This window comes from Rhizobium sp. WSM1274 (assembly GCF_025200775.1).
Lineage (GTDB): Bacteria > Pseudomonadota > Alphaproteobacteria > Rhizobiales > Rhizobiaceae > Rhizobium > Rhizobium leguminosarum_I.
In genome coordinates this window covers 336,783-349,784 of the sequence record NZ_CP104139.1, presented here as the reverse complement: position 1 = coordinate 349,784, position 13,002 = coordinate 336,783, and the positions used below count along the sequence as shown (strand labels likewise).

Sequence of the window (13,002 nt, the reverse complement as noted above, 5' to 3'; positions counted from 1 at the left end):
TTAAGTCTTGGCAGTTCCTTTCGGCGGCCGCTTGTTGCGTCCGCGCTCCTCTTCCTCCGAGAACTCCTCCCCGAAGCTCTCGGAAAACCTCTTCTGCGACATGGTGAGATGGGCGCGCATGGCCGCCTTGGCGCCAGCGGCATCGCCGGCTGCGATCGCGTCGCGAATGGCCCGATGCTCGTCCAATGCCCTGCGCCAGGTCGTCGGCCCCTCGAAGTGGCTAGCAAGCCTTGCGAAATAGGGGGTCATGCGCATGTCGAACATCTCGCCCGTCACCCGGATCAATGTCGCATTTCCGACGATGGCAGCAATTCCGGTGTGGAAAGCGCGATCGGCATCGAGCACCGCGATTGCATCGTTGACCACGCCACTCATACGCGTCAGAGCTTCATCGAGCAGAGCGATGTCATCCGGTTTGGCGCGGCCTGCAGCTTCTTCGGCGATGGCGCATTCGATGAGGGCGCGCGCCTGCAGCAGCTCGAATGGTCCCTCTACAGGCTCACGTTCGGCGCCTGCGACGATTGCGGCATTCTGGCGTATCACATAGATCCCGGATCCCATGCGGATGTTGACAAGACCTTCGACCTCCAGGACGATCAATGCCTCGCGGACGGTGGGACGTGAAACCGAGAGTTGCTCTGCCAGGTCGCGCTCGGCCGGCAGCCGTTGACCGACAGCAAGTTCGCCGCTCGCGATCATCAACCGGATCTGATCTGCGACCTGCCGGTAAAGGCGGCGTGATTCAACAGGCGAAAACATGATAGCCTCCCCGGCGGACTTCTCCTCAAATCCCGCAGCTGGTCAACTGGCCTGACCAATTGATCTACCGGTATCATTCACCGAGGGGTGCGTCAATGCGCCGCGCAAAAAGGCTCCTTGGGACGAGTCATGGCCACGTCCGGTGCGCTCGGCGGAGAAACCATGCCGCCGAAGGCGGCAGAGACGAAGCGGCGGCTAACTCTTCCCCGCGGACGAATACGGTTTGATGCAGGAGCCCGACCTCGAAAGACCGGCGCCACGGGGATTGATGCCTAACCCGCTCGGGGAGATTTAGCCTGACCATTGTCAAGGCGGCGCGATATCCACTCCCTGACAAGGCCATTTGCCTTTGCCGCCAACTTTGTGGGAAATCGATTAAAACCATGCGGCGCCTCCGGGAAAACGACGCAGCCGGCGTTACCGTTTTGCTGTTGCCACTGGTGGCTCATTGACAGGCTGTCATCAATGATCGGATCAAGTGCCCCAGCGATGAACAATGCGGGTGGAAGCTTGGACAGATCGGCGAACCGGGGGCCGCGAGCCTCACGTCCGGAAAGGCTCGGCGTCAAACGCTGAAGGTTTCGAAGCGCCGATGGCCCGTCGATGACAAGGCTTCTTCCCGTTGACCGTCGCAGACTTTCCGAGCCCGTCAGATCAAAGCCGCCGCACATGGAAATGAATCCAGCAACGGCTTCCGCCTTGCCGCGTTGGCGCAGATGAAGCAGCGCTTCGGCCGCAAGATGCGCGCCGGACGACTCTCCACCGAGGATGATGCGCTCGACCTGAAGCTCGGCGAGATGCTCGACGAGCCAATCGACTGCCGTCCTGCAGTCGTGCACAGTGTCGTCGAGCCGATCATCGACGGCGTTATGAAAATCGACGGCGGCCACCAGAGTCTGGCAGCGCCCTGCGATCGGGCGGGTAATGCCGTCGTCGAGACGGGCATTACCCATCACCCAGGCACCACCATGGAAATGGACATAGAGGCCATGAGGGGCCCCCTTCGGCACGATCAGCCTTAAGCCGATTTTCCTGCCGTTGGCGGCAGCGAAGCGGCTGACCGCTTCGCCGTGGCGGATCGCTCGATCGGGCACCAGCGACTGCACCGCCTTGGTCATCGCTTGAACGCATTTAGCGTTCCAGCGCCGATCAACGTGATAACGGGGAAGAATTCCGAGGACGGCATTAAACATTCGGGCGCGGCTAAGTTCTTGCGTGGTGAAGGACAGTGTCCCCTCACCTGCTTCGTCCCGGATCGTCGCTCCTCTCACTTCGAGGTCAGCCCTTCTATTCTCGTCAGGTGCATTCTGAGATCGGGCAGAATCTTCTGCGAGGCCCGCTTCAATGCCCCATCCGGGCCATTTTTCGAATAATCTGAAAAGAGCCCCACGGCCTCCTGATGCGCAGTCACCTGCGTCGAAAGATAGGCTTGGTCCAGGTTTTCCCGGTCGCTTTGCTGCAGCGCTTCGAGCTTCTTCTTGTGCTCATCGTCGAGGGCAGCTGGCAGTTGGACTCCATCTTCGTTGGCGGCGTCCGCCAGAATAGGGCCGGCTCGCCCATGATCTTTCAACATATCGCCGGCGAACTGCTTTGCATCTTCGGCCGCGCCCCTGGCGACTTCAATCTCGGCGGTTTTGAGTTCGAACATGTTTGACATCGCGGCGCGGGTGGCGAAATCCACTGCCTTTTGACGGGCAGCGTCATCGGCAGCCAAGGCGGGCGTTGCGATCAGCAAAAGAAAGCAAAGATTGAATTTGAGCTTCATCGTTATTCTCCAAGTGCGCAGGGCGAAGGCGGGCGAAGGACCAATCGCCCGCCCACTTTCCGGCTCAACTCTGCTCGGCTTGTGCGCCGCTATCAGGCTTTGCCGGCCCAAGAACGGGCTTCTGTCCCATGGGCTGCGGCACCATCGTCTTGAAGCTTCCCCTGCCGTCGATCGACTTGCCGTTGGACCATCGTCCCGGTACCGGCTCGCTGCCATCCTGCTGAAATCCAAGATAGGCGTAGCTGAACTCCTGCAGCTCTTTCTCCTGAGGGAAGCTGTTGGGGATCGGGAAGACCTTCGATGGCCCGCCAAGCTCCTCGAGTGCCGCCATCCATTGGTTTTGGTGCATGGTATCGCGGGCGATGAGGTAGGAAAGCATTTCCTTCATCCCGGGATCATTGGTGAGGTTGAACAGTCGCGTCGCCAACACACGACCGGTGGATTCCGCAGCGACATTCGCGGTCATATCGGCTGCGATATTGCCGCTGGCATAGATGTGCGACATGTCGAACGGGACGCCGTCCGAATCGACGGGCATGGCCGAAAGACCGGACGAAAGAAGGCTTTTCATGTTCAGTCCACCGAGAACCGCGCTTGCCACGGGGTCTGCCGCAACTTCTTCCTTAACCGAGACAGGCGCACCTTCGAGGTTCAGCGCCACCGCGGTCGCCAGCATCTCGATATGCCCGAGTTCTTCCGCCGCCGTGTTCATCAACAGGTCCCGAAACTTCGGGTTGCCGCGGGCGCCGCACGCTTGAAAGAAATATTGCATGGCAACCCTGATCTCGCCCTCGACCCCGCCGATCGCCTGTTGCAGCGCGCGGGCGAAATGGGGATCGGGCGTCTCGACCCGCACCGGGAACTGCAGCTTTCCATCAGTGTAAAACATTCAACTCTCCTTCTTGAGGGGCGCTCGCCACATCCGACGAGTGGACCTGACATTCAGAAGCTGCCCCAACAACAAATCTGAGAGGCAGTTCCCGCCGTTCGGAAATATCCGGGAATTGGATACCGTGTTTCGGGCCGAGGTGCGGAACCAGGGCGGTTAATCGTGGTTAGGCGTCAACCAACAAGGAGGACTTGCCAGGAACCGAGATTAGGGAAGTCTTCATCGCCGGTTTGAAAAATGCCCACGCCATGGAAAACCAGGCGCTCAGCATCATGAAACCGCAGCTCAAACGCATAGAGAATTACCCGGAGGTTGCCCAACGGCTCGACGCGCATATCCGGGAAACCGACGGGCAGATCGTCCGTCTGGAGGAGATCCTTGATAGTCTGAACGAGGACAAGTCGACGCTGAAAGATATGGCGCTATCCTTCACAGGGTCCATGGCAGCCCTCGGCCATACGGTTGCAGGCGACGAAATCCTGAAGAATTCGTTCGCCAATTTCGCCTTCGAAAATTACGAAGCGGCAGCTTACAAGTCGCTGCTGGTGGTTGCCGAGTCAGGTGGATATGGCGCCGCCATGACTGGGCTTCGGGCAAATCTGAACGAGGAGTTGGCAATGGCTGAATGGCTCAATGACAATCTGGTCGCTGTCACGGAAAAGTTTCTCTCGCTGCGACAGGTGGGCGAGACGGCGAAGGTCTAGGTTCGGCATGACCAATCAACTTCCCCTGTCCGAGACCGACCTTGCCCCGACGAGGAAATCGGCGCGAAAACATCGTGGCCTCGCTAGCCAGCTTCTCTCAAGCCGCAAGCTCGTCAACTGCCTGACCAACACAGGTAACATCGCTTGGTTGTAGGTCAATCCGCCGCACAAACTGAAAAAGGAGAGTTTACTCGCGGGCCGAGAACGACCTCGATCCCCGCCTTTCTGTCGTCGCGACCATGGAACAGATACCGCTGCCCAGGAAATAGTGGCTTACCGGCTTCCTGAAACCGACAAGGCCAAAATCGCGCGGGAGAGAGACTGACTCGAGAATGCTCTCTAGAACCGGAAGTACCGGATCCGCCAACCGCAATAGGATGAGATTTTCGCTTTTGAAAGGTTGCATCGCTCTGCCCGCCTTGTTTGGCAAGAGCACGCGGTCTCCCAGCCGCGAGCGCCATGAAGTCTGCTGGGCGATGACGAACCCCGAAGGATGGCCAATTGCTATACATTTGACCTACGGCGCCTCTTCAGCACGCGGGTCGCCGACCGGGTTTGGTACGCAATCGGACGCGTCGAGAAATTCCTTTAGCAGGTGCTAAAGTTTCACCTAAGGTAATCCGGCTGGGGGGCACTGGTATGGATCAATATTCCTTCCCGAGCGACGAAGCTGAAATCTATCGCCACATTGTCGAGAGCGCGCTGGACTACGCAATCTTTGCCATGGATCTCGATGGCACTGTGGCGACCTGGAGTGCTGGTGCGGAACAACTCTTCGGCTATTCGGCATCCGAGATGATCGGGCAAAATGGGATCATCGTCTTTTCGTTCGAGGATCAGCTCGCCGGAGCACCGCTCAAAGAGAGGCGGCTTGCGCTAGCTAACGGTCGCGCCGACGACAATCGGTGGCACGTCAGAAAAGACGGCAGCATGTTCTGGGCGTCAGGGTTGATGATGCCGCTTCGCAACGACGTGGGCGGGATTTACGGCTTGATCAAAATCGTCCGGGACCGGACCCTGACGCTTCAGCAGGACGAAGCGTTGCGCGCCAGCGAGGAACGCCTCCAGCTTATTCTCAAAAGTGCAATCGATTATGCGATCTTCGCCTTTGATCAAGATGGGCGGATCATCAGCTGGAACACCGGGGCTTGCCGTATTTTTGGCTATCAGGAAGATGAGATTCTCGGTCACGATGCACGCATTCTCTTCGTACCGGAAGACCGTACCGAGGGCGACGGGGCGCTTGATCGCGAGATGGAGACGGCGCGTGAGCGCGGTCGTGCTGAAAACGAACGATTTCATTTGCGTAAGGACGGATCGACCTTCTGGGGCAGCGGATTGACCATGCCGCTGCGCGCCCATCATCAAAAAGCCGGCTATCTCAAGGTACTGCGAGATGACACCGAGCGTCACTTTGCAGATGAGCACCAGCAAATCATGATGCGCGAGATGAGTCATCGCGTCAAAAACAGCCTCGCACTTGTCGCTGCGATGCTCGCGATGCAGGCCCGCTCGGCCGAACATCAGGAAGTGGCAGCGGCCTTGCGCGATGCTGAAGCGCGTGTCGGCACCATTGCCCAGGTTCACGACCAATTGTGGCGCCAACCGAACATCGAAACGGTGGAACTGGCGGATTTTCTGTCGAGCCTGTGTCAGCGCCTGCAGCAGGCGGCGTCAAAGCACACGGTTTCGGTCGACGCGGATGCGTGCGTTATCGATGCAGACCGGGCAATCCAGCTTGCCCTTCTCGTCAACGAACTGGTGACGAATGCCTTTAAGCACGCTTATGCCGATATTTCAGGCACCGTCACCGTCCGTGCGCGCGCCACCCGCGACGAAATCCGCCTTGAAATCGCCGATGATGGAAAAGGATTCCCGGAGGGATTTTCCGTCTGCGAAAATGGTGGCAAGAGCTTGGGCATGAAACTCGTGCGCGTTCTGGCGCAGCAGCTGAGGGCCGAGCTTCACATCGAGAATCGGCGGCCCGGCGCGAGTTTTGTGATCCGTGTACCCCGAAATCCGTGACAGGGTTCCCGGCAGCCCGAAAGCTTTGCCAAAACTGCTCAAAGGCCAAATATGGATATGGCTGCTGTCTTAAGGCGCAAGCTGTTATTCCCGAGATCACAAAGATGCCGGTATGAGCGCAGGCTCCCTCCCGCTGGAAAGTGGCCTTGCCGCACCGGATCAGGGTATTGTTCATAACTTGCTATTGAAGGTTTGCCCACCGAGGCCTTTGAACCGCCGGCCGCCGATGCCAGACCGTCGAGCTGCCATTGAGACATGTGCTGGTCGAGTCCGACCAGCCGAACGAGCATGCCTGATTGGTCGAAAGCGGTCTGGTATCGATGGTGGCGACGAACGTCGAAGACGAAGCGAGGTCGGACATGCCGGATATGAGGGCATGGCAGGACTGCATGTCATCGAAGGAATGAGAGCGATTAGGTCGACCCGCGCCAACGTCAGGATTCTCGACCGAGAAAGGCTGGAGGAGATCGCTACGGGGAGCTACGTCATTCCGGAACGGGAATACGGGGGCGTTTGATCGGACTGGCGATCCGGCGTTCCACTAGAGCATGATCCCGAAAAGTGTGAGCGTTTTTCGGACGACATCATGCTCGAACTACACAATGTCGAAGAGGATTCAGACTAAGCCGAACCGGCCTAAAATCATCCTGCTATAGCCGGAGCTTCTGATCGTCTCCAAGAACAGCACGATCAAAAGAACAGGCCGATGATCAGTCGCGAAGATGGTTTCCGAGCATCAACTGCAGGGACTCGCGGGCGCGGCTGACGCGGCTTTTCAGCGTGCCGATCCGGCACCCACACATTCGCGCGGCTTCCTCGTAGCTGTTACCGGCAGCCACCAGTGTCAGGGCGCGGCGCCTGTCGTCGGAAAGAAGTGTGAGTGCCTGCTGCAGTTCGTGTTCCCGCAGCGCCCATTCCTGGGTCGGCGCGCTCGCAATCCGTTCTACCATCACGTCAATTCCCGTCGGTTCGCGTTTCTGTTTGCGATAATTGGTGCAGAACGTGTTTCGAAGGATGGTGAAAAGCCAGGATTTCAAGGAGGTGCCGGGGCGGTAGAGATGAAGCGAGTTCAATGCCTTCAACAAGGTTTCCTGCACAAGATCGTCGATATCGTCGTTGCTGCGCAGGAACCTTCGGGCAAAGACGCGCAATGCCGGCGTCAGTGCAACGATTTCTAGCTCGATTGCGGACTTATTTTTGTCGTCCGACGCAGAATGTATGGAAGATACTGACGCCATTTTTCTCTCTCTCCGGATGAGAGGGAAAAGTTCTGGACGTCCTAATCGTTGCCGTACGATATCAGACAAACACGTCATTTGACCCGGTCGCCCCGTTTCGCGTTGGTGAATCACGTCATCGCAAAAGGAGAGCAAGCGGCCTCAAGCCGTCGTGCCGCCAGCGGTCCTGCCCGATTGGACCGCTTACTGAAGTTTGCCCATGCAAAACCCCCGAGGTTGGGTTGCCAACTTTCGGGGGTCAGGTTCACGAGGCGGAGTTTTCGTGAAGGAGCCGATCAATTGTTGTGAGCCGCGCAGGCTTCATCCATCGGGGTGGCGTTGCTCGTACCGCCCTGTGTTTGAAGCTTAGCAGAGTTGTTGACCGGATTGGGGCACTTGGTCTTGTCCATCTTCATTGTGCCGCTGGTCGTGGAACCCGTTGTGGTGGTATCCGTTGCCATCGGCTTCTTGGTCTTCGTGTCGCTGGCTGCGCCGCCACCCTGGTCGGCTTGGTTCTTGTCGATGGTGGCACCTGCGGGGGCCGGATTCGATTGGGCGAAGGCGGATGTGGCCATGCCGAGAGCCAATAGTGACGCTGCTACGAGTTTCATACGCATTGTAATGTCCTCCTTGGGATCCTTGCATGCTTGACCCACTCAGAACCACGTTCTTAGATCATTGTTCCGGCTGCAGCCGACAAAATGCACTACCGTGCCCACAGCCATCGCGCGCGGGGGTGCATGAGAAACTGACGGACAAGGATCGGTACGAAAGCCTCGAGGCGCTATCCGCCTCCGAACAGGAGGGCGTCGACTTTCGGATCGTACCGTACTTCCGTTGCCATCGTCGCTCCGCACGGCAGCCACATAGAACCGCACACGTCTGAAATCGCCGTCAGCCATCGACGGCGAGGATTTTTCGCTTTTATTCATTCGAAGGCTGAGTCCGGCTGAACATCATCGCGAGTTGCACGTCATCTCGGATCGGTTCGACGAACCGCGGGCGCTCGCGCTGGTCGAGGCCTGCAAAACTGTGTTGGGCGTGCATGGGCGAGCAGATGACGCCGACGCCGATGGCGCCTGGTTCGGTGGCCTCAATTTGCAACACGTGACCGGATCATCGCCGCGCTGATCGGTGCCGGATTCGCCGCCGTGGCCGGGCGACCCGGCAGAGTCTGGCGGGCGGCGCCCGCAACAATTTCTGCAACCGCTGCAAGAGCCGCAAAGGCGCCCAGCTCCAAATTTGCCCGATGCAGTAGGACTGGGCTTCGACCGCAATGGCATTGCCGATACCATCCATAGGATGAACAGGCGGATGTTCTACAAGTCGATGACGACCTTCGCCGATCATCGAGTCTGGCAGGACGTCTATCATGTCTCGGCACAGGGAATGGTGCTTTACGTGAAGTTTCAGGCGGACGTGGTGACAGAGTTCACGCTCATGTCGTTCAAGGAGAAATGAGATGGCAGTTGCGGAAAGGGTATATCCGGAGACGATGGTCTCTCCCGAAACTGGGGAGACACTGCATCGCGACGTCCGGCCGTTCGTCGTGACCTACAAGGGCAAAAGCATCACGGTCGAGCTGCCGGGCTACTATCGGGAGAGCGGCGACGAGGGAGTTCATGTCGGTAACGACATGGCCGTGACCGATCTTGCACTCCGGGCGCTGAAGGAAGAGATCGATGGCGTTCCATCGCCATCGACGATCCAGAGGATCCGGCGGAAGCTGAAACTCTCCCAGCGCGAAGCCGGCGGTCTGCTCAAAGTCGGCGAAAACGCCTTCGACAAATATGAACGGGGACTGATGGAGCCGAGTGGCCCGACGAGCCAGTTGCTGCGTCTCCTCGATCGCCACCCCGAGATGATCGAGGAACTGCGCCAGCCGGCGACATGAAAACGGCCGCCGCGCCATTCGAAGCGGTCAGCCTGTTGCATACTGTCAATCAGGCTGCTTTCGCGCCGGCGTCATCGAGACCTTCGATCGGCGTCCAGCGCGAAGCCGTCTTCGTCGGCTTTACCACGACCGCATGAATGGAGTCTCTCATGTCCAAGGGCCCCATGACGCCAGGGATGGTTCCGACGGGGGTCAAGGGAATAGCGACTACTTCGCGTAAAGCGCTCGCGACCGCTCGAGATGCTTGAGGAGTGCCGTTTCCGAGCCATCCACGTCGTTTGCTTCAAGGCGGTCGACGATTTCGTCGTGTTCGGCGAGCGTGAATTTTTCCTTGCCGGTCCAGATCAGCATCTCGGTATGATATTCCTTCAGCCAGGCAAGCATTGCTTCGCTGACGGCAACGTAGATCGGGTTGCCCGATATCTGCGCGATGCGGGTGTGGAATTCCATGTCCGCGTCGATGAACTCTTCAGCCCGCCCAAGCGACATTCGCTGGCGTTCGATGATGTTCCTGAGATCGGCGATATCACTTGCCGAGGCGCGCTGCGCGGCCTCGCGCGCCATGCCCCGCTCAAAGAAGATGCGCGCACTCTTCAGATATTCCAACGAGTCCGACGATTGCGACAGCATGATCTTGGCAGTGAGATCGACCTGGCGGAATATCGATCTTGCCGTCAGCCTGAGGACCTTCGCACGTTCGCCATGCGAAATGCTGACAAGACCTTTGTTGGCAAGGGACTGCATGGCCTCCCTGATTGCCGGCCGACCGACACCGAAGCGTTCCATCAGCACACGCTCGGAGGGCATTTCGTCGCCGGGCTGAAGCTCGCCCGAGGTGATCATTCGCTCAAGTCGATCAAACACTTCGTCAGAGAGTTTCCGGCGGACGATTTGTTCGAGGGGCTGGGTCATCACATCTCGCTGGCTCAAAATGTCTCCTCCTAACAGTTTTCCGGGTCGAGAACAAAGCTGTCGGCGAAAATTGCGGATCCGAAGATTCCACTTTTCATCACTTGGAATACTCATTATACCAGATCATGAGTTGACGCCATGGCAATCTCCAGGGCGAGAGGAGCAACCGTCCGTTTCATGATGATTACCCTGACCTACCGTATCGAAACGCCCGGCAGCGTCGAGGCGATGGCGGAAAAGATCGCGAGCGACCAGTCGACCGGCACCTTCGTGCCCGTTCCCGGTGAAACAGAAGAGCTGAAGTCGCGTGTCGCCGCCCGCGTGCTGGCGATCCGCCCCCTCGAAGATACGCGTCATCCGACCTGGCCCGAGGTCGTCCCGGGCACGCTGCTTCGTCGTGCCGATGTCGACATCGCCTTTCCGCTGGACGCGATCGGCACCGACCTTTCGGCATTGATGACCATTGCGATCGGCGGCGTCTATTCTATCAAGGGCATGACCGGCATCCGCATCGTCGACATGACGCTGCCCGACGCGTTCAAAAGTGCGCATCCCGGACCGCAGTTCGGTATCCCTGGGAGCCGTCGGCTCACCGGCGTCGAAGGTCGCCCCATCATCGGAACGATCGTCAAACCGGCGCTTGGCCTCAGACCACATGAGACGGCAGAACTCGTCGGCGAGCTGATCTCATCCGGCGTCGACTTCATCAAAGATGACGAAAAACTAATGAGCCCGGCCTATTCGCCGCTCAAGGACCGCGTTCAGGCGATCATGCCGCGCATACTCGATCACGAGCAGAAGACCGGCAAGAAGGTGATGTATGCCTTCGGCATCTCGCATACAGACCCTGACGAGATGATGCGCAACCACGACATCGTCGCCACTGCCGGCGGCAACTGCGCCGTCGTCAACATCAACTCGATCGGGTTCGGCGGCATGAGCTTTCTGCGCAAGCGCTCCAACCTGGTGCTGCACGCGCATCGAAACGGTTGGGATGTGCTGACGCGCGATCCGGGCGCCGGCATGGATTTCAAGGTCTACCAGCAATTCTGGCGGCTGCTGGGCGTCGACCAGTTCCAGATCAACGGCATCAGGGTCAAGTATTGGGAACCGGACGACAGTTTCGTCTCGTCCTTCAAAGCCGTCAGCACGCCGCTCTTTGACGCCTCCGATTGCCCGCTTCCGGTTGCCGGTTCAGGCCAGTGGGGTGGACAGGCGCCGGAGACCTATCAACGGACCGGTCGCACCGTCGATCTTCTCTATCTCTGCGGCGGCGGCATCGTCAGCCACCCCGACGGACCGGCCGCCGGCGTTCGGGCCGTGCAACAGGCCTGGCAGGCAGCAGTCGCAGATATCCCGTTGGAGGTCTATGCAAAAGATCATCCGGAGCTCGCTGCCTCGATTGCAAAATTCAGCGGCGGCAAGGGCGCGTGACCGCGATGCATGGACCTCTCGTCAGCTATTACGGGGACGACTTTACCGGCTCCACCGACGTGATGGAGGCCCTGGCCTCGAACGGCGTGTCGACCGTGCTCTTCCTCGACATTCCGACGCCGGAACTGCTCGCGCGTTTTGGAGATTGCCGTGCAATCGGCATTGCCGGGACAAGCCGCAGTGAGACCCCCTTATGGATGCAAGAGCACCTTGCGCGCGCTTTCGAGTGGCTGAATTCGCTCGGCGCTGACATCTGCCACTACAAGGTCTGCTCGACCTTCGATTCCAGCCCCGAAATCGGCAATATCGGCAAGGCGATCGAAATCGGCCGATCGGTCTTCGGCCAATCCGTCGTGCCCGTGATCGTCGGCGCTCCGCAACTGAAGCGCTATACGGCATTCGGCAACCTCTTTGCCGCTTACGAGGGCCGGATCTTTCGCATCGACCGCCATCCCGTCATGAGCCGCCATCCAGTCACACCGATGGACGAGGCGGACCTTGCGGTGCACCTGTCGAAGCAGACCCGCCTTCCCGTCATGCTCGCCGATCTCGTCGCCATCGCGGCAAAGGATGCCGATGCGCGTATCGACGGGCTGACGTCGGGTTCAGAGGGGATACTGCTCATCGACGTCGATTCCGAGGCGACGCAGGAGGCCGCGGGCCAGCAGTTGCTTCGTGCCGCCGGCCGTTCGGGAAGCTTCGTCGCCGGCTCCTCGGGGGTCGAATATGCCCTGCTCAGCGCATGGCGGCGGAGCGGCTTCATCGGCGAAAGCAGCGCCGAGTTTCCTGATATCGGCCCTGTCGACCGCCTCGCCGTCGTATCGGGCAGCGTATCGCCGACGACCGAGCGCCAGATCCGGACGGCTGTCGAGAACGGCTTCGAGAGCATCGCGCTCGATCCACTTGCACTGGTCTCGGAGCATGGCGACGACGCGGTAAATGCTGCCGTGGAGGCTGGAACCCAGCAGCTTAGACAGGGCAAGAGCATCATCCTGCACACGGCGCTTGGACCGTCCGCGGATCGCGGCGCCGACATCGACAGAATTCCGGGGGCTCGTCACCGGCTCGGCGGCGCGCTCGGCGCGATCTTGCGCCGCCTGATCGAGAACGAAGGGCTTTCACGTGCGGTCGTCGCAGGCGGCGACACATCAAGTCACGCACTCAGGCAGTTGAAGATCGACGCGCTGACGACGCTTCTGCCGCTGCCTCAGACGCCTGGTTCTCCGCTTTGCCTTGCGCATGGCGACTATCAGCCGACCAACGGCCTGCAGATCGCCCTCAAAGGCGGTCAGGTCGGGACTGACGGCTATTTCACGCAGATCCGCGATGGAAGGAAACACTGATGGTTTCACGATCCGGTTTGGCGCAGAAAAAAGCTCGGATCAAGTGATATGGTGATTGAC

Annotated in this window: 16 protein-coding genes; 9 read left to right on the top strand and 7 right to left on the bottom strand. The window is 59.2% G+C overall.

Annotated elements, in window-relative coordinates; translation table 11 throughout:
* The 4 genes from N2600_RS25885 to N2600_RS25870 all read right to left on the bottom strand — a co-directional run bounded on the left by N2600_RS25885 (position 1) and on the right by N2600_RS25870 (position 3,413).
* Positions 1–759, bottom strand: coding sequence for a FadR/GntR family transcriptional regulator (locus N2600_RS25885; RefSeq protein WP_162118921.1), 759 nt, complete (start codon positions 757–759; stop codon positions 1–3).
* A gap of 272 nt (positions 760–1,031) precedes the next feature.
* The gene (locus N2600_RS25880; RefSeq protein WP_260299308.1) at positions 1,032–1,952 is read right to left on the bottom strand and encodes an alpha/beta hydrolase; all 921 of its coding nucleotides are present in this window, start codon (positions 1,950–1,952) and stop codon (positions 1,032–1,034) included.
* Positions 1,953–2,026: 74 nt separating this feature from the next.
* Complete coding sequence (locus tag N2600_RS25875) at positions 2,027–2,524, bottom strand: DUF4142 domain-containing protein (protein ID WP_170255511.1); 498 nt, start codon at positions 2,522–2,524, stop codon at positions 2,027–2,029.
* 64 nt (positions 2,525–2,588) lie between these two features.
* Positions 2,589–3,413: a manganese catalase family protein gene (locus tag N2600_RS25870; RefSeq protein WP_260299307.1), complete on the bottom strand. Its 825-nt coding sequence runs from the start codon at positions 3,411–3,413 to the stop codon at positions 2,589–2,591.
* 191 nt (positions 3,414–3,604) lie between these two features.
* Here N2600_RS25870 and N2600_RS25865 point away from each other — a divergent pair, with 191 nt between their 5' ends.
* The 3 genes from N2600_RS25865 (at position 3,605) to N2600_RS25855 (ending at position 6,659) form a co-directional block, all read left to right on the top strand.
* Positions 3,605–4,117, top strand: coding sequence for a ferritin-like domain-containing protein (locus N2600_RS25865; protein WP_162118918.1), 513 nt, complete (start codon positions 3,605–3,607; stop codon positions 4,115–4,117).
* Between the two features lie 639 nt (positions 4,118–4,756).
* Positions 4,757–6,142 carry a sensor histidine kinase gene (locus N2600_RS25860; RefSeq protein WP_260299306.1) on the top strand — a complete coding sequence of 462 codons (1,386 nt, stop codon included), beginning with the start codon at positions 4,757–4,759 and terminating at the stop codon, positions 6,140–6,142.
* Between the two features lie 376 nt (positions 6,143–6,518).
* Entirely contained in the window at positions 6,519–6,659 is a 141-nt protein-coding gene (locus N2600_RS25855; protein ID WP_017967785.1) for a hypothetical protein, read from the top strand.
* A 193-nt stretch (positions 6,660–6,852) separates the two neighbouring features.
* Here the strand turns inward: N2600_RS25855 and N2600_RS25850 are convergent, their stop codons facing one another.
* Positions 6,853–7,380 (bottom strand): sigma-70 family RNA polymerase sigma factor, encoded by a 528-nt coding sequence (locus N2600_RS25850; protein ID WP_017967784.1) that lies wholly within the window; start codon positions 7,378–7,380, stop codon positions 6,853–6,855.
* Positions 7,381–7,655: 275 nt separating this feature from the next.
* Complete coding sequence (locus N2600_RS25845) at positions 7,656–7,976, bottom strand: hypothetical protein (protein ID WP_017967783.1); 321 nt, start codon at positions 7,974–7,976, stop codon at positions 7,656–7,658.
* A 144-nt stretch (positions 7,977–8,120) separates the two neighbouring features.
* Between N2600_RS25845 and N2600_RS34650 the strand changes: the two genes are divergently transcribed.
* The 4 genes from N2600_RS34650 to N2600_RS25835 all read left to right on the top strand — a co-directional run bounded on the left by N2600_RS34650 (position 8,121) and on the right by N2600_RS25835 (position 9,253).
* A complete protein-coding gene (locus N2600_RS34650) occupies positions 8,121–8,312 on the top strand; it encodes a poly-gamma-glutamate hydrolase family protein (RefSeq protein WP_170255638.1) in 192 nt (63 codons plus the stop codon).
* Between the two features lie 13 nt (positions 8,313–8,325).
* Complete coding sequence (locus tag N2600_RS34645; RefSeq protein WP_445944951.1) at positions 8,326–8,490, top strand: poly-gamma-glutamate hydrolase family protein; 165 nt, start codon at positions 8,326–8,328, stop codon at positions 8,488–8,490.
* Positions 8,491–8,601: 111 nt separating this feature from the next.
* Complete coding sequence (locus tag N2600_RS25840; protein WP_260299305.1) at positions 8,602–8,820, top strand: type II toxin-antitoxin system MqsR family toxin; 219 nt, start codon at positions 8,602–8,604, stop codon at positions 8,818–8,820.
* A 1-nt stretch (position 8,821) separates the two neighbouring features.
* Complete coding sequence (locus N2600_RS25835) at positions 8,822–9,253, top strand: type II toxin-antitoxin system MqsA family antitoxin (protein ID WP_260299304.1); 432 nt, start codon at positions 8,822–8,824, stop codon at positions 9,251–9,253.
* Positions 9,254–9,460: 207 nt separating this feature from the next.
* Here the strand turns inward: N2600_RS25835 and N2600_RS25830 are convergent, their stop codons facing one another.
* Complete coding sequence (locus tag N2600_RS25830; protein ID WP_162118915.1) at positions 9,461–10,165, bottom strand: transcriptional regulator NanR; 705 nt, start codon at positions 10,163–10,165, stop codon at positions 9,461–9,463.
* A gap of 138 nt (positions 10,166–10,303) precedes the next feature.
* Here N2600_RS25830 and oiaX point away from each other — a divergent pair, with 138 nt between their 5' ends.
* Positions 10,304–11,599, top strand: a complete 1,296-nt coding sequence (gene oiaX, locus N2600_RS25825; RefSeq protein WP_260299303.1) for a 3-oxo-isoapionate-4-phosphate decarboxylase OiaX — start codon at positions 10,304–10,306, stop codon at positions 11,597–11,599.
* A gap of 5 nt (positions 11,600–11,604) precedes the next feature.
* Positions 11,605–12,942, top strand: a complete 1,338-nt coding sequence (locus tag N2600_RS25820) for a four-carbon acid sugar kinase family protein (RefSeq protein WP_260299484.1) — start codon at positions 11,605–11,607, stop codon at positions 12,940–12,942.
* Positions 12,943–13,002 lie beyond the last annotated feature (60 nt).

Bases quoted from the DNA above. Each gene is read 5' to 3' on its own strand.
- N2600_RS25885 (WP_162118921.1), bottom strand. From the start codon at position 759: ATGTTTTCGCCTGTTGAATCACGCCGCCTTTACCGGCAGGTCGCAGAT.
- N2600_RS25880 (WP_260299308.1), bottom strand. From the start codon at position 1,952: ATGTTTAATGCCGTCCTCGGAATTCTTCCCCGTTATCACGTTGATCGG.
- N2600_RS25875 (WP_170255511.1), bottom strand. From the start codon at position 2,524: ATGAAGCTCAAATTCAATCTTTGCTTTCTTTTGCTGATCGCAACGCCC.
- N2600_RS25870 (WP_260299307.1), bottom strand. From the start codon at position 3,413: ATGTTTTACACTGATGGAAAGCTGCAGTTCCCGGTGCGGGTCGAGACG.
- N2600_RS25860 (WP_260299306.1), top strand. From the start codon at position 4,757: ATGGATCAATATTCCTTCCCGAGCGACGAAGCTGAAATCTATCGCCAC.
- N2600_RS25855 (WP_017967785.1), top strand. From the start codon at position 6,519: ATGGCAGGACTGCATGTCATCGAAGGAATGAGAGCGATTAGGTCGACC.
- N2600_RS25850 (WP_017967784.1), bottom strand. From the start codon at position 7,380: ATGGCGTCAGTATCTTCCATACATTCTGCGTCGGACGACAAAAATAAG.
- N2600_RS25845 (WP_017967783.1), bottom strand. From the start codon at position 7,976: ATGCGTATGAAACTCGTAGCAGCGTCACTATTGGCTCTCGGCATGGCC.
- N2600_RS25835 (WP_260299304.1), top strand. From the start codon at position 8,822: ATGGCAGTTGCGGAAAGGGTATATCCGGAGACGATGGTCTCTCCCGAA.
- N2600_RS25830 (WP_162118915.1), bottom strand. From the start codon at position 10,165: ATGACCCAGCCCCTCGAACAAATCGTCCGCCGGAAACTCTCTGACGAA.
- oiaX (WP_260299303.1), top strand. From the start codon at position 10,304: ATGGCAATCTCCAGGGCGAGAGGAGCAACCGTCCGTTTCATGATGATT.
- N2600_RS25820 (WP_260299484.1), top strand. From the start codon at position 11,605: ATGCATGGACCTCTCGTCAGCTATTACGGGGACGACTTTACCGGCTCC.